Genomic DNA, 25,628 nt, shown 5'->3' with positions numbered 1-25,628 from the left:
CTGGCTGCTGCCCGGGACCCTTTCTTGTCCAGCGCCGCCTAACCAGCCGAGGTGCCGGCACCTATGTGGCGCTCAAGCCAGGCGGTCAGCCTCAAGTGATTCCCAGCTCGTTCGTGCCAGCCAAAGCTCGGCCAGGTCCTTAGTGCGGCGTACACTCCTCCCGGTGAGCTGCTCCACCCGATCAAGCCGATACACCACGCTTTGCCGATGCAACCTCAACGTCTCTGCTGTCTGATTCCAGTGGAGGTTATGGTCGAGGAAGGTAAAGAGAGTTTCCCGTAACGGCACGAACCGCGCGTCATCCGAGGCGAGCGGCCCCAGCACTGACTTCACGATCCGACCACGTTCCGTTTTCGACCTGGCAAGCAGTGACACCCGTTCGCCGTGGAACTCGCTAAAAGTTCCTCCGGTTGTGCTCGCAGCGGCATATTCGGAGCGAGACTCGTCCACGGCCGCTTCCAGATCTGCCGGATCAAAATGCACCCCAGAAGCTCCTGCGCGAAGGCCAAACTCACGGAACAACGCCTTGACCTGCTCGAATCTGCTCTCGGGCACCGCGGTGAGCTGCCTGCCGTCTCTGCATGTTGTGAGCGTGTCGGGGGTGGCCAAGGCCAGTGCAAGTTCCACCTTTAGTTCGACCTCGCACGCCGTCGCCATTACCCGATATCCCCCGTGGTCACCGCCCCACAAGTTCCCGAGCGCAGAGCGCGCCTCCAAGCGGCCAGCAAGCGCGCTCTCGAACGTAGCGGTGCTTTCGCCGATCTTCTTCATGGCACTTTGAAATATCTCGTTGGCATCAACCTCAAGGACCTGCGACAGGTGCACGAGCGACAACGCGTCGAGCCGTGGGTCATCCCCCAGAATGAGGCGAGCATGCCGCAGAGTGCGCAAAGGGTGTGAGCGTGCCTCGACCGGCCCCAGATGTCCCTCACCGATAACGACACACCCGGTCGCTACATCTACCACGGTAATAGCGGTGCCGAACAGCTTCTTAAGCGACGCAGCGGACCGCCGATCCGCCGGGTCACGTTGTGCCGCGACCCGATATAGCTTGGCAAGGCGCAGGACTCCCATGGTTTGTTTATTGGAGTTCGACGAGGCGACCATCCGCCCGATGGCAACAAAAGGGGTGCTGGGACCGGTTCTGAGGATCGGAAAACCGCGGCGCTGGGACTCATCCATCATTGCCTTGGTCAGCGGCGGGGCGAGTCCATCCTCCCCGATGGTTATTCCGGCAAGGCCCGCCTCATCCAGTGCTGCAATAAAGCGACGCTGCGCCTGCGCGTCAGCAGGAACACACATGCCCGTTGTCATCAACAACTCATGCGGCTGGAGCCACTGGCTCGGGTCAGGCATTTCGCAGGAATGCGCCCAAAATACCGGCCGGGAAGCGCCAGCCTGTCCACTGACTATCCACGTATCAAGGCTAGGATCCGCGATGATGTCGGCGATTGATAACGAGTCTTCCAAGGAGCACACCTCTAGTACTGGTTCGCCTACACCGAGCCACGACTATGAACGCGGTGTCCATTCAGCGAACATCCCATTTTTGCTTTTCCCGGCTCGGATACCAAGAGCTACTTCGCACATCTGGCACCCCGCGCGAAGTGTGGATTACGCCTGAGGCCTACTGCAGGTGGGTCAGGATGCCGCAAGAGGGTGGCAGTCGAACCAACAACCTGCCACGGCCGGGCAAACCCGTGCTTGCTGATCCCTGGGCCAAACCAGTTGCGACTTTTGTCCGTCCATGGCGGGAGTCAATTTAGGTCGGGTATTGAACTGGGTAGCGGGGCCGCGAAAGCTTCTTGGGGGCGGTCCGGATCCTTATCTGTCTTCGTGGTCCGGCGGAGACGGACAAGGGCGACGGCGGAAATGGTGGCCCAAGCGACGTTGAGGCAACCGAGGGCATGGCCCCGTGGAAAAGTCCGTTGAGCCCAAGGGTGACTGATCCGAGCAGATTGCTCAGCTGGAAGAGGCGGCCGTTCCTAATCAATCCAAGTGACAGCGAGACGTATCCTGCCAGGACAGACAGTGCACCGACCCAGCCGCTCAGCTCAGCCAGTAATGCCATGGTGTTTGTTTCTTTCATTTCGCATGCAGAGCAACGGACGATGCCAGTGTCAAAGTAGCCACCGCTCCTTGGCCAGCCGGGCGCTGAGACTGTCTCCGGAAGCATTGCCGGTGTGGATATAGAGGGCTACGCGTCCCGCTTATTGTTGTAGCCACTTAGAAGGATGACCCGCATTTTCGCCCCCGCAACATCTGAAATTAGGAGTTGGCCGCCCCGAGACGTTGGTCAAAATACAACGTCAGGTTGCGACGTCGAATTCCACGGTGCCCCAGCCTTCGAAGGTCCCGGACCAGCGGCCGGCTTCGTTCATTGGCACGGCCTGCAGGCAGCTGCCTGGAAGGATTACGTGGCCTGCTTCGAACTCCACGTCATAGTCAGCGAGGCGGTTCACCAGCCAGGCGACGGCAGCGAGAGGGTTTCCGAGGATGTTTCCGGTGCTGCCGGAGATGATTTCGCGGTGGTTGAAGGTCAGGACACCCCGCATGTCGCGAAGGTTCAGGTCGGTGACCTTACGCGGGGTACCGCCGAGGATGACGGCGCCGGTGGAACCGTTGTCTGCGAGGGTGTCAGGTAGGCCGATGGCCCAGTCCTTCACACGGGAGTCGATGATTTCGATGGCGGGCAGCCCATAGTCGATGGCGTTGATGACGTCCGCAATGGTCGTGTTCCGGCCGCCGAGGCGGGACCGGAGCACAAAGGCCGGCTCGAGTTCCACATAGGGCGCAATGTAGTTGTCCCGCCTGAGGGTGGTGCCTTCGAATTCGAAGAGGCCGGCGAGCAGGTGGCCGTAGTCCGGCTGGTCCAAGCCGAAGGCGTCCTGCATGACCTTTGCGATGTTTCCGAGCTTGTAGCCTACGAGCCGGTCGCCGCTGGCAACGGCGTGCTCAACGTTGATCTTCTGGACCTGGAACGCGGCGTCGGCGTCCAGCGCGGGCCAGGTCTTGGTGGGGGCGGAGACGGGCTGGCCTTGCAGCCGGGCGGTGCGGAGGGTATCGGCGATGTCTTCAAGCGTAATGATGGTCGTCACGGTCCCTGGTTTCTTAGTGGTTGGGGATCCGGCCCCGGGCGACTCGTTGCGGGAGGCATGCCCGGGGCCGGAAGATGCGGGGAAGTGCCGGCTTAGCCGTGTTCCGGTTTGCCGTCTATGAGGCGGTTGACCTTCCAGGGGTTCTCGTCCTGCAGCGGGGCCGGGAGGAGTTCCTGGGGGATGTTTTGGTAGGCGACGGGGCGCAGGAAGCGGTTAATGGCGAGGGTCCCGACCGAGGTGGTGCGGGAGTCGGAGGTGGCGGGGAAGGGGCCGCCGTGGACCATGGCATGGCCTACTTCGACGCCGGTGGGCCAGCCGTTGACGATGATGCGGCCCACTTTCTGCTCGAGCGCCGGGATGAGGGGTGCCACGGTCGGGTAGTCCTCTTCTGTGAGTTGCAGGGACGCGGTGAGCTGACCTTCGATCCTGCTGATGGCCTCGATCAGGTCCTGGGTGCTGGTGTAGCGGATGACCAGGGACGCGGCGCCGAAGATCTCCTCGTGCAGGACATGGTTGGTCACGAAGTCGCGGACCTGGGTGCCGAAGATTGTCGGAGCCGGGGCGTTCTTGGTCTGCCCTTCCAGTCCCTTCCCGATAAGGGCTACACCTGTTGCGCTGCCGAGTGCTTCGGTTCCTGCGTTCCAGGAGCCCGCGATGCCTTCGGTGAGCATGGTCTGCCCTGCGCAGGCGGACACAGCGCGGCCGACGGCGGCGGCGAGTTTGTCCCCTGCCTCACCTGCTGGGGCGAATAGCAGCCCGGGGGAGGTGCAGAGCTGGCCGGAGCTTCCGGTGACGGCGGTGACGTACTGCTGCGCCAGGGCGTCAATGTCACCCTTGAGGGCCCCTTCGAAGACGAAGACCGGGTTCAGCGAAGACATTTCGGCGTAGACGGGGATGGGCTCCCGGCGGGCGGCGGCCGTCTTCATGAGTGCGATGCCGGCGGCCTGGGAACCGGTGAAACCGACAGCCTTGATGGCGGGGTCGGCCACGAGGGCCTGGCCGATGCTGGCTCCGGGCCCGTAGACCAGGGAGAACACGCCGGGGTGCAGGCCGAAGTGCCTGACAGCCTTCACGACTGCTTGGCCGACGAGTTCGCCGGTGCCGGGATGGGCGTTGTGGGCCTTGAAGACCACGGGGCAGCCGGCGGCCAAAGCCGAGGCGGTGTCACCGCCCGCCGTCGAGAAGGCGAACGGGAAGTTGCTGGCACCGAACACGGCGACCGGGCCGAGCGGAATCTGGCGCTGACGGATGTCCGCGCGGGGCAGGGGAGTGCGGTCCGGGATGGCGGGGTCGATGCGGACGCCGCGGAAGTCACCGGCACGGATAACGGTTGCGAAGAGGCGCAGCTGGCCGGTGGTGCGGGCACGTTCGCCCTGGAGCCGGGGGGCGGGAAGCCCGGTCTCTTGGCTGGCCCGGATGATGAGTTCCTCGCCGAGTGCCTCGATGTTGTCAGCGATGGCTTCAAGGAAAGCGGAGTGGATTTCCGGGTCGAGGGTGGAGAAGGACGGGTAGGCCTCAGCTGCCGCTGCTGTGGCGGCCTTGACCTGGTCCTCGGTGAGCAGTGAGTAGGCCGGCTCGAGCTGTTCATTGGTGGCCGGGTTGATTCCGTAGGTGGTGCCGCCTGTTCCGGCGGTGGTCTCTCCCGCGATGAGGGAGTGTCCGTTAAGCGTCATTGATACGTCTCCTGAAGACAATGAAAGGGCGCGGGCAGCCCGCTGGAGTTGTTGCTGCCTCTGTGGCTGGCGGGTTGGTCGGCTGGGCTTTCAGGCGTTGCCTGGCCCGAGGTGCCAGATGCCGAGGGCGGAGAGCAGCTCCCGGGGGTCCCACACGACGAATTCCTCGGCGATTTTTCCGTTTTCGAAGCGGAGGAAGGAGGCACCGGTGACGGTGATGCTCCGACCCGTGGCGGGCACGTCCATGAACGAGCCTTGGTGGGTTCCCTGGCTTTGCCAATGAATGGCGGCGGTTTCGCCGTCTTCAACGATGTGCAGGATGTCGGTACTGAAATCCGGGAAGGCTTCGTGGGTCGCCTTGATGGTTTCCACGACGCTGGTGGAGTCCTCGCTGCCGGATTTTGAGCGGCGGAGGTACCCGGGAGTGATGATTTGTTCAAAGGCGGCGACGTCCCCGTCGCCCCAGGCACGGTTCCAGGCGTTGAGAAGTTCCTCGCGGCGGTTGCTCATGATGCGCTCCTGACTGCTTCGGGTGTTTGGGTGGGGAGGTCGATGGGCAGGTACTGCCCGAATTTGCCGCCACGGAAGATCAGGGCGTTACCGCTGCCTTCCTCCATGTTGGTGACTGCTCCGACGACCATGTAGTGGTCACCGACCACAACTTCGGCGGTGACCTTGCAGTCGATATAGGCGGTGGCGCCATCCAGGTGCGGGGTGCCGAGGGGCCCGGTGGTGCAGGGCAGGCCTTCGAACTTTTGGGGGCCTTTCCGGGAGAGAGAGCGGCAGATGCTGATCTGGTCATCGGAAAGGATGTTGGCCGTGAAGTTCTGGAGCTTGCGCAGCTTGGGCCAGGTTGAAGAGGACTTGTCGACGCAGAACATGACCAGCGGCGGCTCCAGTGAAAGGGACTGGAACGTGCCGACGACCAGTCCGAGCTTTTCGTCGTCATCGTTGATGCCGGTGATGGCCACAACACCGGTAGGGAGCTTTCCCAGCACCTGGCGGTAAAAGGCGGGGGTGACCTCTGTTGCTGGAGTTGTGGCTTTGGTTGGGGTGATATCCATGTCAATCTTCCTTGATCGATTTCAGAGAGGGTGGGGCCCGTAGTGCCTTCTGCTTGGCTGGGCGGGCCCTGTCGGCGTCGTCTCCAGTTAAAGGGACGGTGCGGTTTGGCGTTCGCTGAAGCTTCCGAAGCGGCCGCCATGGAAGATGAGGGGGTTGCCCTCTCCCGGGGTCATCTCCAGGACGCTGGCGATGACGACGACGTGGTCGCCGGCCACGAACTGCTGCTCAATCCTGCAGTCGAACCAGGCAACTGAGCCGTGGATGTGGGGTGTTCCGCAGGCGGATTCGGACCACCTGACGTCGCTGAGTTTGTCCTCGCCCTTGGCTGACAGCGCGCGGCAGACCTGCTGCTGGTCTTCGGCGAGAAGGCTGATGCTGAAGGTTCCGGCTTCGGAGATCTTCGGCCAGCTGGTGGAGGTGTGGGTGACGCTGAAGGTCACCAGCGCCGGTTCCATGGACAACGACGCGAACGTTCCGACGATCATGCCGTTCTGCGCACCGGTGACAGCATTGGTGGAGCAGATGGCGGCGACCCCGGTGGCCAGGTGCCGCATGACGGCCCGGTAGTGATCGGAGGTGATCCGGCGGGTGTCCAGTGCCGGTGCGCTCATGGCTGACCCGCCATGAGTTCTGCGTGGACATTACGGGAGGCTCGCAGGCCGGACTCGATGGCGCCGTCGAAGAACCCGGCCCAGATGTTGGCGATGTCGCTGCTGGCGAAGTGCAGTGCACCTTCGCTGGCCTGTTGCGCTGCGTGGTACTTGGTGAGCTGACCGGGGCGCTGGATTTGCCAGGTTTCCTCGGCGTAGGGGTCTTCGCCCCACTTGTGTCCGGTGACTTCGAGGACTTCCAGGTCGTCGCGCCATACCTTGATGGCTTCCTGGACCTGCCCGGGGTCTGTGACGTCGATGCGGTTCGCGTCGGCGCCGAAGCCGACCAGGACGGCGTCGGTTTCGCTGACGAATTCGGTGCGGATCACGGAGAGTGGCTTGTCCTGGGCGGAGTAGGCGAAGAAGGGCTTGATGGGTCCTTTGACGCGGATCCAGGCTTTGACGCCCTGGGATGCGGTCTTTTCCCGGCTGGGGGCGAGCTTGCCCTCGGACAGGGCGGGCTGGACATCGAGCTTGTGCAGAATGTTCTGCGGTAGGGTGATGACCACCTTTTTCGTCTCGATCTCCTGCCCGTCGGCGTAGAAGATCGTGGCTCCGCCGCTGTGGTGGCGGATGGCGGTCACCGGGGCCTCGAAGCGGATGTCGGCGTTGGTGTCCGCGGCGATCGCGTTGGGCAGCGTGTCATTGCCGTGCTTCAGGCGGAAGATTGCCGACGCCTCGTGCATCAGGTGCCAATGGCCTGAGGAGCCGGCGGTCCAGCGCAGGGCGTTGACGTAGGCACATTGGTCCAGGGGAGCGTTGAAGTGGCCCACCCAGGCGGCTTCGTTCGCGTTCCGCTCGTCCTCGGACAGGTCCAGTTTGTCCAGCATTTCCTGCAGGTTGTATTGGTCGGCTTCGGCGAGGTTGGGGTTGGTCAGCGGCGCATCGGGGCGGGGCAGCCATTTCATGGTGTCTTCCAGCAACCGGGTCATGCCGGGATCGATCAGCTTCATGAAGTCGTCCAGGTTGCCTCGGCGTACTTCATCGCCGGCCAGCCAGTAGGTTTCTTCGGAGCGCGGGCCCCGGGAGACCTCGAGTCCGTAGCGGGTGACCTCTGCCCAGACGTGGGGCTGGGTCCAGTGCAGCCAGTTGCCGCCGAGCTCCAGCTTCTGGCCCAGGCGGTTTTCGGTCCACAGACGGCCACCAATACGGTCGCGGGCTTCCAGGACAACCACGCTGTGGCCGCGGTTGCTGAGCTCACGGGCGGTGATGAGGCCGGCGAGACCGGCGCCGATGACGACGACGTCAGTTTGTTCAGTCATTGAGGGATCCTTCGTTGATAATTTCCGTTGTGGCGGCTGCGGTTAGCGGGCGGCGTCGCTGAGGTGCTTGGCGCGCTGGGCCGTGGCAGGGTGGCCGTCCAGCGTGTACTTCTGGCCGAAGAGCTTTTCACGCAGGGTGACCGGCTCCTGGTCCTCGGGGCGGGCCGGGGCAACGATGCCCTGGGCGCGGAGCTCCGGAAGGGCGAGCTCGATGAACTCTTCCCAGCCCCCGGGTTTAGTGATGTAGCTGAGATTGATGCCGTCGATGTCGGCCTCGTCGCGCCAGCGGCGCAGTTCCGCCGCAACCGTTTCCGGCGAGCCAACGATGGTGGAACCGGTGCCGCCGACGGCGAGGAATTCTGCGATCTGGCGCGCTGTCCAGTCCCGGTCCGGGTCCGCCTTGGAGAACATGTCCACCATGGACTGCCCCGCTTTGGTTCCCACGGAGCGCAAGGGGGTGTCGAGTTCGTATTCGGACATGTCGATTCCGGTCCAGCCACTGAACCGCGCCAGGATCCCGTCGATGGGGGCGTTGTCCACGGCCTTCTTGTACTTCGCCTGGGCTTCTTCATCCGTCGGGGCGACAACGACGGTGAGCAGGATGACCACCTTGATGTCACGCGGGTCACGGCCGGCGTCGGCCACAGCCTGCCGGAGTTTGGCGACACTGCGCTTGGCCCCCTCAACAGAGGTGCTCTGAATAAAGACGGCCTCCGCGTGCCTGCCGCCGAACTCCATGCCCCTGGCCGAAGAACCGGCCTGGAACAGGACAGGAGTGCGCTGCGGAGAAGGCTCGCACAGGTGGAACCCGGGGACAGTGAAGTGCTCACCGGAGTGGTTGATCGGATGCACCTTGGATGGATCGATGTAGGTTGCCGATTCAGAGTCGCGGACCACAGCGTCCTCTTCGAAGGAGCTCTCCCACAGTTTGTAGACGACGTCCATGTACTCATCGGCGAGGTCGTAGCGCTCCGCCGGAGTGAGCTGCTGCTCTTTACCCAGGTTGCGGGCCGCAGCCTCCGAGTAGGAGGTCACGATATTCCAGCCGACCCGGCCGGAGGTCAGGTGGTCCAGCGAGCTGAACTTGCGGGCCAACAGGTAGGGCGGCTCGTACGTTGCCGAGACGGTGACCCCGAACGTGAGGTGCCTGGTGACGGCAGCCATTCCGCTGATCAGCACAGTCGGATCGTTGATCGGGAACTGCGCCGCGTCGCGCAGGGCGGCGTCGCCGTTCCCGCGGAAAACGTCGTGGTATCCGAGGTTGTCGGCGAAGAAAATCCCGTCAAAACTCGCGTTTTCGAGCATCTGAGCGATGCCGGTCCAGTACCGGAGGTCCGTGTAGCGGTAGCCCTGGTCAGCTTCGTTGCGCCACGACCCGGAAGTGAGGTGGGAGGGGGCAAAGACGTCGAAGGCGAAGAGGCTAAGAGGCTCGTTTTTCATGGCAGCGGTGCTTCCTTGGACTGGTGCCGGACAATGCGACAACTTGAGAACTGGTCACGTTCAAGATATGAACACTGCGTTCAATTTAGGTTGTAACCCAGCTCACTGTCAAGAGGTTTTTTCTACTGGGCCTACCGGGGGCTACTTTTTGAGAGTGGATGTTGCGCATGTCGTCGTTCCGACCGTGCCGTTCGATGCTTGAACGAGCAAGGCCACCCTGGCGATTTCTATCTTTGGCGGCACCCCGCTACTGGGCAGCGAGGTACTCGTCGAAGTCACCGGCAGCTCCTATGACCCGGCCTTCTACATCGTGTTTTTCTCCGCCGTCGCATTCAGGGCGCTACGTCCGCTACTGGGTTCCGTGCCGGTCGTGACCAACGTTGAGGAGGCAGCCCAGCTTGCCACGGGGCAGGATGCTTACGAGCGCATCAATACTCCGACCACGCTCCTCGTGCGAGAACCCGTATCCCACGAGGACACAAGGGTCGGCTGACGGCAACCGACAGAAGTCACTGCTGCCCGGCCCGGGCGCCAGTGCTCCTCCCGGGCATATCCCCTTCGGGCAAGCCTGGGGCCTTTTGCCGTCAGGCCTGAGAAGACATGGAGTCGAGCGTTGCGGTCTTGAACGCCTTGTTCGCTTCTTGGAGGGGCATAGGATGGTAAACAGACCAGTCAGGGCTGCTGTGCCATGACAGAAGTGAACAGAACCGGGACCGGGGGCTGATGTGGCAGCGGAAACAGACGTGGACGTACAGGCGGGAATTGGCAGCGACGACACTGCGCCTGGCGAGACCGTTGACCTCACCAACAAGTCCGTCATTAAAGCCACCGTACTGCTCAGTGAGCTGGGCCGGCACAGGGCGGGAATCACTGTTACCGAGCTGGCCCAGGCCGTCGGAATGACCCGCCCCACGGCTTTCCGCCTGCTGCTGAGCCTGGAGCAAACGGGATTCGTTGACCGGGTAGACAACCGCTATACCCTCGGTTGGGAGATGGCGCGACTGGGCCGGCTGGCAGACCCCTACACCGGCGCGGTGGCGAGGGTGCAACCCATTCTGGAAGAGTATGCCGCGCAGGTTAAAGAGACTCTGAGCTTTTCAATGGTGCGGGAGGCGCTGGCCTACGACGTTATTGCCGAAGCGTCCGGTTCCCGGTATCTGAACGTCACCATGTACGTGGGCGAAACCTACCCGGTGCATGCCAGTGCCACGGGCAAGCTTTTGCTTGCGGAAATGACCGACGAAGAAGTTGCCGAAGCGCTCCCCAAAAAGCTGGAAGCATATACGTCGAAAACCATCACAAAATCCCGCGCGCTCATCGAGGAACTGCACACAGTCCGGGAACAGGGGTACGCAGTTCTGGACAGTGAACTTGAAGAAGGCCTCTTTGTCGTGGCCGTCCCGGTTCGGGACGTAGGCGGCGCCCTGGTAGGCATCGTGTCCGTCAACGGACCGGAGCAGCGGCTGAAAGCGGACAGCCTGCCGGACACGATCGAACAGCTCCGCATGGCCAGCAAAGACATAGCCAAGGCTCTCCTCGGCATCGACCAGGGCACTTCCTAACCTTACTTCCTGCCTGACAGGCCGTGCTGTACGGCATCCGGCAAAGCGCACAGCCATGCCCGTCTAGGCCTCGGCCATCTCCAGCAGCTGCTCCATGGACGGATACTTCCAGCGCACGTACTGAACCGGGACTCCGACGCGCTCGGCCACCAGAGTGTGGGTCAACCCCTGTTTGCTGTGATTCATTTCCCTCACGCATTGGGCCAATGCCGCGGTCCGGCGCTCATCGCGCTCCCTGATAACTTCCGCGGGCTCCCTGCGCGGTTTCTGCTTCTGCTTCTGCTTCTGACGCCAGTACGGCATAGTCAATCCCTCCTTGTCAGGGAAAAGAGGCCCTCGCTTGTCCCGCAAAAGGGCCACACAGCCCGCCATCAGGCCCTTCTGACACAGCAAGCCCGGGAGGCGGAGAAAGATCCGTGGGGCCACTGCATGATGAAGTCTGGAAAGTGCTTGTCCCCATCGTTTATCAAATGCTCCGTTGATGCAGGGTCTTGAAAAAGCCGCATCCCAGTAATAAGTTGAACGTCACGTTCATAAGATAAACAGTCTCAATTGTGGCCCCCCTCACGCTCCTTTGCAAGGCGGCGCCAGGCCCTCACCCAACTTTGATCGGACCATGACCATGTACACCCACCCCCGGACCGCCACTGCCCACCACCGCCCTCAGCCGCCTGCACCCGTACCGGACTGGTCAAAATTGTCCCGGGGAGATGTTGTGCGGGTCTTCCGCCGGGACGGGAGCAGCATGCTGGGCCACATTGACATGCTGGCCCTTGACCGAAGCGTCTTCTGGATCATCCAGGATGACGGCAGCGGTCGGGTCATGGTCTGCAGCGCCGATAAGCCCCGCGTACTCGCCGTGTCCCGTCATGAAATCTGAGGGGGGAAATCCTGCAGGACACCTATTGCGCCGCTCGCGTGAGGTGTGCCACACTAGCTAAACGTTCAATAGTCGAACGAGACGTTCATTTTATTATCGTTAGCTTCAGGCACAGTCGTTTCGAAGCCGGCAGCAAGGAAGGAAAGCAAGCATGTCTATCTCCATTGGGCACCGCGCCATTTTTAGCGCTTTCGGTCACCGCAACTCCACCACGGTACGTGAACCCGCTCCGTCCCTTCCGGCGTTTTCGCCGGCAGCCACGGAGGAAAATGTCGCCCCCTTCGAAGCAGGCGTCTCCGCCGAAGCAGGAGAGCTGAGGTGCTCACCCTGGGAAGGTCTGTACCTGGAGCAGGCGCACCCCGTTACGGCGCGCGGCAACGAAGCCAGTTCAAGCCGGCAACTGGAATCGTTCCTTGCAAATCTGATGTACGGCGAATAAGCCATGGCCAACACTCTCTATGCCGAAACAGCCGGCGGCGACAGTGCTGTCGCTTCGGCTGCCGACGACTGTGACACCAACAGCTGCTTTTTCTGCACCAGCCCGGAAACCGACTAACCAAGACCATGCAGCTTTTGGGCAAAAAAGCCCTGATCACCGGGGGCGGCCAGGGAATCGGCAGGGGCATCGTAGACCGCTTCCTCGAAGAAGGCGCCCGCGTGGCCGTCGTTCAGCGTCGGCCACTTGATCCGGAACTGCAACACCACACCTCAGTGTTTGGCATCCAGGCAGACCTGGCGGACACAGCGGCCCTCCCCGCGGTCGTCGATCGGGTGGTCGACCGGATTGGCGGGGTTGACATCCTCGTCAACAACGCCGGCATCATGTTCGAACGCAGCGTCGCTGAGATCACGCCCGAGGAGTGGGACCGCATGATTGCCCTGAATTTGCGGGCACCGCTATTCCTTGCCCAGGCCGTGCTGCCCGAGCTTCGTAAGGCAGGCGGCGGAAGCATCATCAATATTGGCTCCATCGAAGGCATTGCCGCCAATCCCCAGCACGCGGTATATGCCGCATCCAAAGCGGGTATCCATGGGATGACGAAAGCTCTCGCCCTCGATCTCGGCGCAGACAACATGCGCTGCAACGCCATCGCCCCCGGCTGGATCGCCTCAGAACTCAGCGAAACCTATCTCGCCTCCCAACCGGCACCGAAAGAGGCGCGCGACGCCTTGAAAAGGCTGCATCCAGTCGGCCGTATCGGCGAGCCTCGCGACGTGGGCGACCTCGCTGTTTTCCTGGCCGGCGACAGAGCCGGCTTTCTCACCGGGGAAGTCATCACGCTCGACGGCGGCAGGACCGCCAAGCTGCCACTGCCCTTCTAAAGGGCCCGCCCGGCGGGGCCTGCCCTTTGTTGGGACTCCTTTGGCCCGCAGATGCCCCTCCGCAGATTGTCCATCCCCGGCGGCAACGCTGAGAGCTTTAAAGCGTTGAGATAACCGCCCACGGGTCAGTATTCCCGTATTGCACAAAGGGCCGTTGCTCGGGGGACGGCGCAGGCCCAACAACAACTGCTGGATTCAACAGCACCCCGTCTAACAAGTGCTGTTCATCCAATGAACGTAACGTTCGAAATATTCCCCCGACCCCTTGCGGATTGGGGTGAGCTGCGCCACAATAAAAATGGTTCAATAAATGAACGCCGCGTTCAACTCCATAGGTTCCGGCGACGGACCACCGACCAACATTTCAAAAGCCTCCGGAACCTTTGGTTCCCTCGTCAGCGTCGAGGAGTCATTATGAGCACCGCACTTCGCATTCTGGGCACAGCTTTCTTCCATCTGCCCGCCGGGATGGTCCGTCAGCACCCGCACGTGCCACCCATTGCCCCCGCCCCGTCCAGTGCGCCCGCTTCTGATCTCTGGAACTGCGCACCGTGGGCTGGGCTTTACGAGGCCACAGCGTGATGCCCGTCGTGCGGGAACACTTCACTTGTCAGTAGGCAAAATCTTGCCAACGTCATATTTATCAGGCTGGTCGGCTTCAGATTAGCCCGTGGACGGCCCTGGCAAGTCTCCGGGGACCCGGGCCGGCTAAAAAGCTTCCCACAGCGTGGGGCCGCTGATTGGAAGACAACTTCCCGACAGTGTCTCCCACCCAATTCGCAAGACCCCTAAATCCCTACCTTTCCTGAAAGAGGCTCTGATGAGCACTAAGCATTCTGCATCGGATGGTTCCCCTGATGAGGTGGTAACGGCGCCACCCGTAGATGACACCGCCCTCCTGCACCGCACCGAATCCGAGGAGGTGAAGATCCTTGAAGATCTAAAGGACGGTGTCGCCGAACGACGCGGAGCACTCAGGGAACACGCCCGCGGACTCGATAAGACGATCATTGTGGTGACCGGCGCCCTGGTCATTGCGTTCCTGATCTGGGGTTTCACTGACACCGATGGCCTGGCGGCCGCCTCGACACTGGCGCTGAACTGGGTCCTCGGAACCTCGGGGTGGGTCTTCGTTCTCCTGTCCTCGGTCTTCGTCGTGTACGTCCTGTGGCTGGCGATCGGCCGGTTCGGGAACATCCCGCTGGGCAAGGACGGCGAGGGACCCGAATTCAAGACCGGGTCCTGGATCTCCATGATGTTCGCCTGCGGCATGGGCATCGGCCTGATGTTCTACGGCGTCGCCGAGCCCCTGTACCACTACATCTCACCGCCCCCCAGCACCGTGGACGGCCAGACAGTCGAAGCCGTGGAGACCGCGATGGCCACCTCAGTGTTCCACTGGACCCTGCACCCCTGGGCGATGTACGCCGTCGTCGGCATCGCCATCGCCTACAGCACCTTCCGGCTGGGCCGAAAGAACCTGCTCTCCGAAGCGTTCGTCTCCCTCTTCGGCCGTAAAGCCGTTGACGGTATCGGCGGCAAAATCATCAACATTCTCGCCATCTTCGCTACCCTCTTTGGATCAGCCGCGTCCCTGGGCCTGGGCGCGCTGCAGATCGGCAGCGGGCTGCAGTTCAACGGCGTCGTCGGCGAAGTTGCCACACCCCTGCTCGTCATCATCATCGCCGTGCTCACGTTCTGCTTCGTGGCCTCCGCAGTCTCCGGCCTGGAAAAAGGCATCCAGTTCCTTTCCAACACCAACATGGTCCTCGCCGTCGTGCTTGCCGTCATCGTCTTTGTCGTTGGCCCCACCCTGTTCATCCTGAACCTCATCCCCTCCGCCCTGGGCTCCTACATCCAGCAGCTGCCGGAAATGGCAGCACGCACCGAAGCCACCGGCGATGACACCATGCGGTCCTGGCTCTCCAGCTGGACAGTGTTCTACTGGGTCTGGTGGATGTCCTGGACCCCGTTCGTCGGCATGTTCATCGCCCGCATCAGCCGCGGACGCACCATCCGCCAGTTCGTCACGGGCGTGCTGTTCGTCCCGTCCCTGGTCTCCCTGCTCTGGTTCGCCGTGTTCGGCGGCACCGCCATCCACCAGCAACGCGCTGCTGACGCCACCCCCGACACCGGCGACGGGATCGCCACCATCGTCGATGGTGCCCCCAGCATCTCCTTCGACGGTGCCCTCTTCGCGATGCTGAACGGACTCGGCACACCCCAATGGCTCACCATTGGCCTGGCCGTGCTCGCCATGGTCCTCACCGCGATCTTCTTCGTCACCGGCGCCGACTCCGCCTCCATCGTCATGGGCTCCCTGAGCTCCCGCGGCACGCTCAAACCCTCAAAACCTGTCGTCGTGTTCTGGGGAACCCTGATGGGAACCGTCGCTATCGTGATGCTCCTGGCCGGCGGAGACACACCGGCCGAAGCACTCAGCGGACTCCAACGCATGACCATTGTCGCCGCGGCACCATTTGTCATCGTCCTGCTCGTCCTCTGCGTCGCCCTCACCCGCGACCTGCGCCGGGACCCCATCTGGCTCCGCAAACAACTCTCTGACTCCGTCATACGACGCACCGTCCGCGCAGCAGTCGATGAACACGGCCACCAAAAGTTCATCCTCGCTACCAAAGAATCCACCGCCCCACCAACAGGACAGCTCCAGGCAGTGGACGCCACCGCAGCGGGCACACCCATCTACGCCAGCAGCAACGGAAAGCAAGCCTCACACGCCCACCCTGAAAGCTAGAAACCCCAAGCGCAGCAAACGGAAGATTCAAAGCCGATAACGAGTGATCTTCCTACCGAGTCAACTCGACAAACAACTTCAGACTCGTATTGCGCGCCAAAAGCGCTCCGGCGGCGTGATGTCTCTCATCTGCACACCAACGTCGCCGGAGGGCACGCCCACCGCCTAGTCACGAAAAGATCAAAATGATACTCCAACACCAACCCCTCACTGCCGCAAACGAGGAACCAGGCTCGTCTATCCCCACGGGGAGGAACTAACCAGTGACAGCCACAAACAATTCAACTGCAGGACAGAACGTCGTCACAGCAGCAAGAAAAAAACGCTTCATGGCCAGAATGATCGCCGTCCTGATCGGCGGCATGTTCCTGGACGGCTACATCCTCGGCATCATCGGGCCATTGTCGGGCAGGATGGCCGAGGACCTGGAACTCTCAGTGGTTTGGCAAGGTCTCATCGCAGCGGCTGCCTTGATCGGCATCCTCATCGGCTCACCACTTGGCGGCTGGGCAGCCGACAAATGGGGACGCAAACCCATTTTCATGTTTGACATCGGCCTCTTCGCAGTCGCGTCAGGCATGCAGTTCTTCATCGACTCACCCCTGTGGCTGCTGGTAGTGCGGCTGCTGATGGGCATCGCAATCGGCGCCGAATATGCGGTCGGATGGCCCCTAATGGCTGAGTTCTCGGCCACCCATCTGCGGGGGCGGCTGATGGGCGCAATGGAGATCGCCTGGTACGGCGGCTTCATGGTCGCGTTCCTGATCGGCCATATGCTGGCCGAGTACACCAGCCTTAGCTGGCACTTCATCCTGGGTACGAGCACCTTCATCGCGATCGCATTGTTCCTCGCCCGGCTTGGCTTGCCGGAGTCGCCACGCTGGCTATGGAGCGTCGGCCGCAAGGACGAAGCCCGCGCCCTCGCCGCAAAATACATGCCCGATGACGCGCTCGAAGACGTCCAGCACGAGGACGTGCGCAAGGGCAGCTTCGGAATGCTGTTCTCCAAGGAGCACTGGCGGTCCACCCTGTTCATCTCGGCCTTCTGGTTCTGCGCCGTGACACCATACTTCGCTATCGCCACGTTCGCCGACAGCGTCTTGAATCAGTACGGCCTGGCCGGCGGACTCGCCGGCGGAGTAGGACTGTCCGCCATCGCCCTGGCCGGAGTCGTGGTCACGGTCTTGCTGATCGACAAGGCCGGCCGTCGCATACTGTGCGTCCCGCCGCAGTGGCTGTGCGCTGTCGTCCTCGCAATAATCGGCCTGTGGGCCGGCGCGCCCGGGCCTGTCGTACTCGTCCTGTTCCTGATCTTCTCCTTCTTCAACGCGATGTACACCACGCTGACAGGCGTCTATCCGAGCGAAGTCCTCCCCACGGAGATCCGAGGAATCGGAACAGGTTTCGCAGCCGCTGTCAGCCGCGTCGGGGCAGGAATCGGCATCTTCCTGATGCCAATCTCAATGGAAACCCTCGGGGCAGGTCCCACCATGCTCATCGCCGCCGCTGTCGCCCTAGCCGGAGCGGGGCTATCCCAGTGGCTGGCTCCCGAAACGAAAGGAAAGACGCTCACCGAGGCAGCCGCAGGCTACGCACACTGAGCCTATGTAGCTGCGTCCAAGGCCTTGTGGCCCCTGCCGTGAAGGCTATCCCTTCCCAGGGCCGGAAATCAAAGCCCGATATTGCTCCTAAAACGCCGATAATTGATATTCCGTAAAGCTACGCTGCTTGCCAGAAGTTCCATGTCCCGGTCCCGCGGCGCCACGCCCTCGCGCGCCCCCGGTTTGTCGATCCTTTGTTCTCCGACTCCGATGAGGGTCGGAAGCTCACGCTGATTTGTGCCCCCGCGGGCTTCGCCAAAAGGCAGGGCTTTATCACCAGAACATAAGCGCCAGGGCTGCGTACAGAGGGAGGGCTGACCGTGCAGCTCGCCGGCAGCGATGCCAGGGAGCCACTTCGGCGGTTCGTCCCCAGCTCTCTCGGGAGTCTGCGCGTAGCGCTTCCATACGTAGTCCAAGGGGTCACTGCCATTGAGTAACTTCGCGGATGACCGGGATGGGCCTCGCCGCTGGGCCCTTTCGATGGTGGGGGTCTTCCGCGACCTGGTCGGATGCATCGAACGGGGGAGACGCAAGCAGACACCGGCGCCCGATCAGGGAGGGCTCCGTGTCCGTTGCCTGTGGGCGTATGTTTCCCTAGACTCCACTGACAGGGATGGCAGCGGAGGGCGGAATGACTGACGACCAGAGGACCGCGCGGATCTTCGGGGTGCTGTTCATCATCACGTTCCTCACCTCGATTCCCGCGGCGCTTCTGTTTGTGCCGGTTCTCGAAGACCCTGCTGGTTACCTCGCGGGTGGCGGGAGCGACACGCAGATCTATCTGGCCGCATTCCTGGAGTTTCTGCTGATCGTCTCGAACGTCGGAACGGCCGTCGTTCTCTACCCGGTCGCGAGGCGCCGCTACCAGACGCTGGCGATATCCTTCGTCGCCGCTCGAATCATGGAGAGTGTTTTCATTGCATCTGGGATCATGTTTGTGCTCGCGATCGTCGCACTGCGCCACGAGGCTCCCGAGGCAGCCGACGTCGCTGTCTCATTAGCAGCGCTGAAGGACTTGTCCTTTTTATTCGGCCCAGGACTTGTCGTCCCCATCGGGAACGGCCTGGTACTCGGCTACCTGATGTACCGCTCTGGCCTCGTCCCGCCACGCATGGCCTGGTTCGGTCTCATCGGAGGGCCACTTCTCCTGATTGGGCAGCTTGGCGTGCTCTTCGACTTGTGGGAGGCAGGAAGCGCGGCGAGCGTCCTCGTAGCGCCGGAGGCCATCTGGGAGCTGTTCGTCGGCTTCTACTGCGCTCTCCGGGGGTTCAGGCGGGATAGTCCGATCCTTTCCCGCGAGCCATGACTCCCGAGCCAACACCGGGTTCACGCAACCCGAAGGCCCGGTCGACCGATGACCTCCCCAGGCGGTGGCAACAGCTGTTCGCTCTGTCTGGCTTTGCGTTCGCAGTACTCCTGCTCTTCGGTTGGTTCCTGAGCGGTGGCAACACGCCGGACTACACGGCCACCGACGAGGACTGGAGGACCTGGGCGGGCGAGGTTGGGCCCAGGAGCGGCATCGGTGCGTCCCTCATCCTTTGTGGAGGCGTCGCGTTCGTGCACTTCGCGGCGACCATTCGAAGCACACTGGGGAGCGCGGAGCCGACGGTTCGCGGGTCCGGGACGCTAGGTGACGCGGCGTTCGGGGGTGCTCTCGTTGGCATCGCGGGCATCGGGATGGCCCTCGTTAACGTCGCGTCCGCGACCAGCGCGGGTGCCGACGCGAATCCGGTCGCGATTAGAGCGGTGGCAACCGCGTCCGCCGGCCCGTACCTGGTTGCAGCGATGGGCTTTGCCGCCTTCCTGGGCGCCGTCGGACTGTCGACACTGCGAAGCGGTTCCTTCCCCCGTTGGACCGGAGTCGTGGCACTAGTCGGAGCGGTTGCTTTCCTCATCACGTTCTTGACCGCCGTCGTAGGCCTCGGTCAAGACAGCATGTTCGGGTACGGCTTTCTTCCCGGCATCCTGGCACTGGTGGTCTGGTCGATGGCCACGAGTATTGCTGAATACCGTGCAGTGCCGACCTCCACACGCGGGCCCGCCCCACCAGAAGGCCGGGGGTAGACTGCCCGACAGGAACAATTCCGCAGGGCAACCCCCGCCGAGGACCTCAGCGGCGGCAGTGCACTCAAAGCGTTCGTGAAGGAGGCCATCAACGGCTCCTTGGGAGTCATTTTTGGACACTCTGCGGCACGCCCACCCGGCAACATGATCGTCCCCCTCCCTCCTCGCAGGATTTGGCAGCATCGCTGGCTGACATTAGGGCAGGGACCACGGGCATCCCTTGTAGCCAAAAATCGTGATGACGGCGGAACCGCGTGGCCGCTACTCGGAACGGATGGGTTCGGGGGATGCAGGATTTTCACGATCCGGATCCTCAAAGGCCCGTTTTTGAGCTCCCCGCTGTCGAGGACATGGTGCGGCGGTGGACTGCGGTCTCAGGGAGTCACTTCCTTGGAATGGTGCTCTTTGGTGCTTCTCTATGCCGGACGCGTCCGGCGGGGGGCCGCTGTGGGCGGTGCGCGGTGGGTGAGTGTCTGCACGTCGTACTTCTTTAGCACCCAGGCGGCGAGGACCCAGGGCAGAACGCCGTAAACGACCTGTGCGGTGAAGCTGCCGGAGGAAAGGACCACGTATGACTGCCATGCGTTGGCGTAGCCGTGGAGGATGACGATCCAGAACAGGCTGCCGGTGTTGTTGTAGAGCCACGTCAGCACGATGGTGTACCCGACAACGCCGAACGTCAGGCCGATCAGCGAGATCGCCGCCTGAAAAGGGCCCGCCGCGCCAGTCATCAGGGGCAGCAGTACAACAGAGGGCAGATGCCAAAGACCCCACGCAACACCCAGGATCCAGCTGGCCCGCTCGGCGGTCCGCGTCCGTTGCAGGTGGGGCAGTGCGAAGCCCCGCCATCCGAGTTCTTCGGCCAGGCCGGTGCAGACGATGAGGAACAGCAGGAATGGGACGGCCAGCACCACGGGCACCAGGAAGCGGTAGTCCAACGGCGACATGCCGCCCATGACCCAGCCCAGCGCCAGCGCGGCCAGGCTGAGAACGACGGGGAACAGGAAGACAAACAAGATCCACTTACCGGGAATCCGGACCTTGACCAGGCGGGCGAAAAGCTCCCGCAGCCCGGGGCGCCCGGATTCCAACGCAATCGCAACCACGCCGGCGATTGACGGTCCGAAGGAAAAGCACAGCAGGACCACTGCAAGGAGGATTCCGAAGTCAGGTCCGCCGGCGCCGAGCAGGAGGAAGTTCGCTTCATTCGTCGGCGCAACACCTCGCGGGACCAAGGACATGTACACGGGGATTTGCACCGCCCAGGGGATGCCGTAGGCAAGGACCAGAAAGAGCGGCCAAGCCCAACGGGCGCCAACTTTGCTGCTCATAAAGATAATTTTGCGGCTGGCACCAGCGCGAAGGAAACCCTTCGGAAGGGTCACCGGCAGGCGCTGACACAAGTTCGCCCCGGGGTGTCAGCACACTTAGTCACAGAGCCGTTCGACTTCCTCCATCTGGTGGGTGACCATCACGACGGTGGCACCCTTGGTCTTCTGCTCAGCGACGATGTCCATCAGCAAGCTTCTTCAATGTAAATACCTAGACCCCACGGTCCAACCAGGCAGCATTTGGACGTTCCCGGGGGGGGGCTGCACTAATGCTTAGTAAGCTAACGAAGGAGGCGTCAGCGGGGCCAAACCGCTTTCAGTTGGCCGGCTTGCAGATGCGGTCCAATGCTTCGTTGAGTGTGGATTCTATTCGGCCGTTCAGGTAGTCGCGCTTGTCTTGGGTGGAGGGGTCCTCGAGTTCGGTGGGCATTGGTGGTGTTGTGACTGTCATCGCGGCCTGATACCGCCCGTCCGCGCTGCTGACCGCCACGGTCTGGTAGTCCCAGAGCCCGCCACGGCCCTCGTGCCGCGAGTCTTTCGAGCAACCGTCCGCATGCTCCCACACGCCCAGCCCGTACGGGTGAAAGCCTGGGCTGCTCTTCATTTCGCGCAGGGACGACGCTGAAACCGCCCGTCCCTGGAAGATTCCGGCCATGAGGAGGTTCAGGTCCGCCATCGTCGATATAGCGCCCCCGGCCGGGTTGCCGATCGCGAAGGTGTTGTCGGTGGTGTCTACTAGTTCACCGCGCAGGGTCACGTAGCCGTGCAGAAGACCAGGTTCGTGCGGGTCAACACGGTCCAGGCTGGTGTTCTTCAAACCGAGAGGGACTAAGACCTCCTCCTGCAGTACCTGGACGAAGGGCTTGTCCCGCAGCGTCTGGATGAGGAGGCCGAGTGCGAGATAGTTGGTGTTCGAGTACTTGAATGACCCGACATCGTCAGAGGTCCAGGGAAGGGTCCCTGCCAGTTGCAGGCCCCGCTCCATCGTCAACGTTTGGGCGAGCACAGGGCGGAAGTCAACATCCTTCGGCAGGGCATCGTTGACTTCCGGCATTCCGGAGGTATGGCTGAGCAGCTGCCTCACGGTGATCGGAGCTGGTGGCGCGAGTGAAGTCGTGAATCCGGGGATGACGTCGTTGACGGGATCGTCGAGGCCGATGAGGTTGTCGTCCACAAGCTTCAGCACGGCCACGGCCGTCATCGTCTTGGTGACGCTGGCGACCGCAGCACGGTCCGTTGGCTGCGCCGGGGTCCTGGTCTCAAGGTCACGCACGCCGTAGGCCCTGGACCACTCGCCCTCGGGCCAGCGTATCTGGACGACGGCGGCCACCGCGCCTTCGTCCATGAACAGCTGGACCTGAGTTTCCAGGGAAGCGAAGGGATTCGGTGAGCTTGAGGACGGCGCGGGCTCATCGGTGGACGAGGTACAGCCAGATACAAGGAGGACGACTGCGAGGGCCGCCTGCCGCCATACGCGATTTTTCGTGCTCATTGCCGCATCCACTCGGGACGTCGTGACAGGTTCGGGGCCGCCCGCGGCACCGGATCCGGCCAGACCTGCGGCGGCACCGTCGCCCCGGCCCCTCAACTTTATGACTGGGCTGCGTCCTGGGGAACCCTTTGCCCAGTAGCTCGCCCACGACAGCAAAACCAGATAAACGAGCACTATAGACGTGGCAATAGCATCCCGTATCGCAACGGAGTCCGACCGGCCGCGGATCTCACGTTCGTAGGACCGCATCCCGTAGCCCAGATCGCGGAACGACGGCAGGCAATTCCAAGACAGTACTTCCAATACCGGCCCGATCGTCACAATCAGGGCAGCGGGGAAGGACCAGGCGCTTCCAGCCCGTGGACGTCGCCACTGATTTCACTTCGCCTGGCATTGGACGCAACCTTACCTAGGGGGCACGAGGCCATACAGCACCACTCCTGAAAACAGAATGGAAGGCAGATTCTGCGGGGTCAAGAAGAAAAACCTGCATAGCCGAACGCCGGAAAGCAGAATGAGACGAGTTCCCCACCTACTTCTACTCGTCCTACTTGAACGCCGAGAATACAGATTCCGTAAGCTAGGGCGAGGAGGGGCTTCTTGACCCTTCGCGGGGAGGCGCGAGCTGGTCTAAGCGTTGCCGATTGCCTCTTCTCCTGGTGATTCCAAAAGGCCATGATTAGTCTTACAGCCACGTCATGCGGCCAACCAAAAGACAGCTGGGCAAGCCCCAGAAAAGACATCACCATGATCCGAAAACTGCTTTGCAGATGGGGCATCGGCCATCACTGGCTTGCCCAAATGAACGACGGCGAGTTTCGTCGCCACTGCATTCACTGCGGGAAGGAAGATGCCCACAGTGCCCGATGGTCGGGAACGCTTGCGAGCGGTGATCACCCCGAAGACCCCCACACCCGCGACTACTATTAGGCGCTAGATCGTGATGCTCAAAGACATGCTGTGCAAGCTCAATCTCCATCACCGCTGGCACGTCGAACACAACGACGACGGTGGCCTGTACAAACGCTGCCTGTATTGCGGCAAGGACGGGGCCGACGGGGACGGGGCAGCCAACGACTGGGCTCTAAGGCGGTGGTGGTAGGTGACCACCCTGAGCGGTATGGACCATTTCGATTTGAATCGGAGGATGCCATGATCCAGGCCCTTCTGTGCAAATTTAACATCCGTCACGAATGGCATGTCGAACATGCCGAAGACGGCACTGTGTACAAGCGCTGTCGGCGGTGCGGCAAAGACGATGATGAACACACTAGGGGAGGCGGCAACTTTAGCGCTTGGTAAGGCGGGTTAAACAAGGCAGTGCGGTTCGGGTCATCGCCTGGGCTGCCTTCAACATGTCCTGATTGGCGCCGAAGACCCGAAGGGCCTCTTCAGCATTGGCCAGCGGTAGCAAGCGGAGAGATCATCGGCAGCCGTACCTTTACTCGCCCAGGTCGAAATCCAGGTCCAGGTCTTCAGGGGAGTGTAGCTCCCGCCAGGTAGAGGTCAGGCTGGCGGTGGGCAGGGCTGCATCCCTTGGACGGCCGCGAGCTGGTCCAGGTCCAGCCCCGTGCGAGCTGCCACGTCCCTGACGCTCCGCGGGCAAAAGCTTTCATTAGGCGAAAGTGGTCCTCTCTACGGCTACCCGGACGGCAAGACTGGTGTTGGCGCACGGACGGGCCGACACCGGGACGCGGTGAGCCGGCAAACCGACGAAAGGAACACAGATGCCCGCTGAACAACTCCGCCTTGAGGAGATCCGGATGCGTGATCCGTTCATCCTGGAGCCGGTTCCAGGGGAGTTCGTCCTTTTCGGGACCACCGACGAGAACGTCTGGGGAGGGCCCGCGACTGGCTTCGACTGCTACACCAGCAATGATCTCGAGCACTGGAATGGCCCCATCGCCGCATTCCGACCACCGCAAGGCTTCTGGGCGGACACCCAGTACTGGGCTCCGGAAGTCCACTCCGCTAACGGACGGTTCTTCATGCTCGCCACATTCGCCACCTCCACCGGCGCACGACCCCGCGGAGTCGCAATCCTAGTTGCGGACAATTAAGTCCATCCCGCTTTTCTATGACCCGATGAAAGATAGCCAACTTGCCTACGCCTTGATCCCTCTGGTTCGAAATTCCCGTCCCAACTACCGCCGAAGTTATGGCAGGACCGCGCAAACTGAAGAACTATCCGAGCGTCGTCGACAGGTGATCTTAGATCTCGCAAACCTTCGTAAAGGAAGGCAATCAGGTTGATAAGCTGCACGCGCTTGGTCGAAACCCGGGAGTTCTCGCACCTACTTCTACTCGTGCTTTATACGCCGATAATGGAGATTCTGTCGAGCTAGCTCGCGGTATCGGATTTGGGTGCCTAGTTGGATTCTGACAGACCTTCACTTGTTCAGCAGGGGTGCCACGAGGCCATGGAAACGAACAAAATGATCGCTGTTGTGCTTCACTTCTGAGAAGAAGGCAGCGGCATGGGGGAGCGCCCAAAAAGCATGAGACTTCGAGATTCTGAGCTGGTACGGCCGCGCTGCCTTGTAATTCCTCCATTTTTGATATGTCCCAAATTCGGAACGCGGAGTAGGTTGAGAGGCACCACGCGGAAATGAAGTGAGCTTCGGCATCGATCCGGCATTTATATTCGGGGTCGGCCAAATTGCTGCTGCCGCATAGGCCACGAGAGCAGGGAGGCACGCCAATATCCGGACACCAGCGGACCTAGCACTCTCAAAGACCCGCCATTCCTGCAGGGCTTCTTCCGGTGCATCAGGGGCGGGAATTCAACCAGGCATTCTCTACCAAACAAAAGAGGGAGATTCTCGTGTTGCTTTGGATAGCCATCATCATCGCAGTTCTCTGGCTTCTAGGCCTGCTCACCAATATCGGCGGCGGCCTCATACACATACTTCTGGTTATTGCCGTCGTGGTCCTGGTCTTCCACTTCATTCAAGGCAGATCCCGGGCCTAAACCAGGTAATCACTCGAGTAAAACGCGTGCGTAAGCGGCGTCGCGCTCCGGGGCCAGTTCAGGAGCGGGTCAATCCGCCCGCCTCCATCGGGGCCGTCCCGGCCTTAGGGCTGTTGCCGGACGGCCCGTGTAGCGACTGTCAGCGGACGCCGAGGTCGCTGTCAACGTACGAACCCGGGCGGTTTTCAGTGCCATGCTGGCAATTGCAGCCGCCATCGAGCTGCAGTCGAACGGTCACTGGACTCGATGCTTCGAGCCGGACGTCAACATGCTCCTTCCCGTTGCTGCTAAGGCGGAGAATCGATTCTTGGGCGGTGTAATGGGTCATGTGCTTACCTTTGCTGATGCGGGGAGAGGGATGCGCGCCGGTGGCACGGGCCAGGAAGGCCCGTGCCACCCGGGCGGGTTGCTACTTACGGTGAGCGGTCTATATGCCGGGGTGTGACGGTGGGGCCAGAGAC

24 protein-coding genes and 1 pseudogene are annotated in these 25,628 nt (G+C 62.0%); 10 read left to right on the top strand and 15 right to left on the bottom strand.

Features of this window, described 5'->3' with window-relative positions; translation table 11 throughout:
- Positions 1-72: 72 nt before the first annotated feature.
- From AC3A4Z_RS07585 to AC3A4Z_RS07545, 9 genes are all read right to left on the bottom strand, one after another.
- Positions 73-1,470 carry a PucR family transcriptional regulator gene (locus tag AC3A4Z_RS07585; protein WP_498711009.1) on the bottom strand — a complete coding sequence of 466 codons (1,398 nt, stop codon included), beginning with the start codon at positions 1,468-1,470 and terminating at the stop codon, positions 73-75.
- A gap of 292 nt (positions 1,471-1,762) precedes the next feature.
- Positions 1,763-2,071 carry a CBU_0592 family membrane protein gene (locus tag AC3A4Z_RS07580; protein WP_498711136.1) on the bottom strand — a complete coding sequence of 103 codons (309 nt, stop codon included), beginning with the start codon at positions 2,069-2,071 and terminating at the stop codon, positions 1,763-1,765.
- A gap of 238 nt (positions 2,072-2,309) precedes the next feature.
- The gene (locus AC3A4Z_RS07575) at positions 2,310-3,098 is read right to left on the bottom strand and encodes a 2-keto-4-pentenoate hydratase (protein WP_498711008.1); all 789 of its coding nucleotides are present in this window, start codon (positions 3,096-3,098) and stop codon (positions 2,310-2,312) included.
- 92 nt (positions 3,099-3,190) lie between these two features.
- A complete protein-coding gene (locus AC3A4Z_RS07570) occupies positions 3,191-4,771 on the bottom strand; it encodes an aldehyde dehydrogenase (NADP(+)) (RefSeq protein WP_498711007.1) in 1,581 nt (526 codons plus the stop codon).
- A gap of 90 nt (positions 4,772-4,861) precedes the next feature.
- Complete coding sequence (locus AC3A4Z_RS07565) at positions 4,862-5,281, bottom strand: ester cyclase (RefSeq protein WP_498711006.1); 420 nt, start codon at positions 5,279-5,281, stop codon at positions 4,862-4,864.
- A complete protein-coding gene (locus tag AC3A4Z_RS07560; RefSeq protein WP_498711005.1) occupies positions 5,278-5,835 on the bottom strand; it encodes a flavin reductase family protein in 558 nt (185 codons plus the stop codon). The genes AC3A4Z_RS07565 and AC3A4Z_RS07560 overlap by 4 nt, the downstream gene beginning before the upstream one ends.
- Positions 5,836-5,922: 87 nt before the next feature.
- Positions 5,923-6,447, bottom strand: a complete 525-nt coding sequence (locus AC3A4Z_RS07555; RefSeq protein ID WP_498711004.1) for a flavin reductase family protein — start codon at positions 6,445-6,447, stop codon at positions 5,923-5,925.
- Entirely contained in the window at positions 6,444-7,748 is a 1,305-nt protein-coding gene (locus AC3A4Z_RS07550; protein ID WP_498711003.1) for a flavin monoamine oxidase family protein, read from the bottom strand. The genes AC3A4Z_RS07555 and AC3A4Z_RS07550 overlap by 4 nt, the downstream gene beginning before the upstream one ends.
- A 42-nt stretch (positions 7,749-7,790) precedes the next feature.
- On the bottom strand, positions 7,791-9,188 hold the full coding sequence (locus AC3A4Z_RS07545) for an LLM class flavin-dependent oxidoreductase (protein WP_498711002.1): 1,398 nt from the start codon (positions 9,186-9,188) through the stop codon (positions 7,791-7,793).
- A gap of 725 nt (positions 9,189-9,913) precedes the next feature.
- Between AC3A4Z_RS07545 and AC3A4Z_RS07540 the strand changes: the two genes are divergently transcribed.
- On the top strand, positions 9,914-10,750 hold the full coding sequence (locus AC3A4Z_RS07540) for an IclR family transcriptional regulator (RefSeq protein WP_498711001.1): 837 nt from the start codon (positions 9,914-9,916) through the stop codon (positions 10,748-10,750).
- Positions 10,751-10,813: 63 nt separating this feature from the next.
- On the opposite strand, the gene AC3A4Z_RS07535 is transcribed toward AC3A4Z_RS07540, so the two are convergent.
- Positions 10,814-11,053, bottom strand: coding sequence for a hypothetical protein (locus tag AC3A4Z_RS07535; protein WP_498711000.1), 240 nt, complete (start codon positions 11,051-11,053; stop codon positions 10,814-10,816).
- 388 nt (positions 11,054-11,441) lie between these two features.
- The gene (locus tag AC3A4Z_RS07530; protein WP_498710998.1) at positions 11,442-11,621 is read right to left on the bottom strand and encodes a hypothetical protein; all 180 of its coding nucleotides are present in this window, start codon (positions 11,619-11,621) and stop codon (positions 11,442-11,444) included.
- A 160-nt stretch (positions 11,622-11,781) separates the two neighbouring features.
- On the opposite strand from AC3A4Z_RS07530, the gene AC3A4Z_RS07525 reads away from it, so the two are divergent.
- From AC3A4Z_RS07525 to AC3A4Z_RS07500, 6 genes are all read left to right on the top strand, one after another.
- Complete coding sequence (locus tag AC3A4Z_RS07525) at positions 11,782-12,069, top strand: hypothetical protein (protein WP_498710997.1); 288 nt, start codon at positions 11,782-11,784, stop codon at positions 12,067-12,069.
- Between the two features lie 125 nt (positions 12,070-12,194).
- Positions 12,195-12,953: an SDR family NAD(P)-dependent oxidoreductase gene (locus AC3A4Z_RS07520; protein WP_498710996.1), complete on the top strand. Its 759-nt coding sequence runs from the start codon at positions 12,195-12,197 to the stop codon at positions 12,951-12,953.
- 820 nt (positions 12,954-13,773) lie between these two features.
- Positions 13,774-15,708 (top strand): BCCT family transporter, encoded by a 1,935-nt coding sequence (locus AC3A4Z_RS07515; protein ID WP_498710995.1) that lies wholly within the window; start codon positions 13,774-13,776, stop codon positions 15,706-15,708.
- 329 nt (positions 15,709-16,037) lie between these two features.
- Positions 16,038-17,309, top strand: a complete 1,272-nt coding sequence (locus AC3A4Z_RS07510; protein ID WP_498710994.1) for an MFS transporter — start codon at positions 16,038-16,040, stop codon at positions 17,307-17,309.
- Positions 17,310-17,940: 631 nt separating this feature from the next.
- Positions 17,941-18,615 carry a DUF4386 domain-containing protein gene (locus AC3A4Z_RS07505; RefSeq protein ID WP_498710993.1) on the top strand — a complete coding sequence of 225 codons (675 nt, stop codon included), beginning with the start codon at positions 17,941-17,943 and terminating at the stop codon, positions 18,613-18,615.
- Positions 18,612-19,373, top strand: coding sequence for a hypothetical protein (locus AC3A4Z_RS07500; protein WP_498710992.1), 762 nt, complete (start codon positions 18,612-18,614; stop codon positions 19,371-19,373). Before AC3A4Z_RS07505 ends, AC3A4Z_RS07500 begins: the two co-directional genes overlap by 4 nt.
- 416 nt (positions 19,374-19,789) lie before the next feature.
- Here AC3A4Z_RS07500 and AC3A4Z_RS07495 read toward each other — a convergent pair whose 3' ends face one another.
- The 3 genes and pseudogenes from AC3A4Z_RS07495 to AC3A4Z_RS07485 form a co-directional block, all read right to left on the bottom strand.
- On the bottom strand, positions 19,790-20,704 hold the full coding sequence (locus tag AC3A4Z_RS07495) for a CPBP family intramembrane glutamic endopeptidase (protein ID WP_498710991.1): 915 nt from the start codon (positions 20,702-20,704) through the stop codon (positions 19,790-19,792).
- Between the two features lie 99 nt (positions 20,705-20,803).
- Positions 20,804-20,902: pseudogene (locus AC3A4Z_RS07490) on the bottom strand (ABC transporter ATP-binding protein); the annotation flags it as partial.
- 118 nt (positions 20,903-21,020) lie between these two features.
- Positions 21,021-22,196: a serine hydrolase domain-containing protein gene (locus AC3A4Z_RS07485; RefSeq protein WP_498710990.1), complete on the bottom strand. Its 1,176-nt coding sequence runs from the start codon at positions 22,194-22,196 to the stop codon at positions 21,021-21,023.
- Between the two features lie 940 nt (positions 22,197-23,136).
- Between AC3A4Z_RS07485 and AC3A4Z_RS07480 the strand changes: the two genes are divergently transcribed.
- From AC3A4Z_RS07480 to AC3A4Z_RS07470, 3 genes are all read left to right on the top strand, one after another.
- Positions 23,137-23,298, top strand: coding sequence for a hypothetical protein (locus AC3A4Z_RS07480; RefSeq protein WP_498711144.1), 162 nt, complete (start codon positions 23,137-23,139; stop codon positions 23,296-23,298).
- A 625-nt stretch (positions 23,299-23,923) separates the two neighbouring features.
- The gene (locus AC3A4Z_RS07475) at positions 23,924-24,256 is read left to right on the top strand and encodes a family 43 glycosylhydrolase (protein WP_498710989.1); all 333 of its coding nucleotides are present in this window, start codon (positions 23,924-23,926) and stop codon (positions 24,254-24,256) included.
- Positions 24,257-25,020: 764 nt separating this feature from the next.
- The gene (locus tag AC3A4Z_RS07470) at positions 25,021-25,167 is read left to right on the top strand and encodes a lmo0937 family membrane protein (protein WP_493961182.1); all 147 of its coding nucleotides are present in this window, start codon (positions 25,021-25,023) and stop codon (positions 25,165-25,167) included.
- A gap of 139 nt (positions 25,168-25,306) precedes the next feature.
- Here AC3A4Z_RS07470 and AC3A4Z_RS07465 read toward each other — a convergent pair whose 3' ends face one another.
- Positions 25,307-25,495 carry a hypothetical protein gene (locus tag AC3A4Z_RS07465; protein ID WP_498710988.1) on the bottom strand — a complete coding sequence of 63 codons (189 nt, stop codon included), beginning with the start codon at positions 25,493-25,495 and terminating at the stop codon, positions 25,307-25,309.
- Positions 25,496-25,628: the final 133 nt, after the last annotated feature.

The sequence above is a fragment of the Arthrobacter sp. Soil_C_49 genome (genome assembly GCF_057656635.1).
Note: the sequence above shows the minus strand (reverse complement) of the source record. Positions and strands in the feature narration are given on the sequence as shown.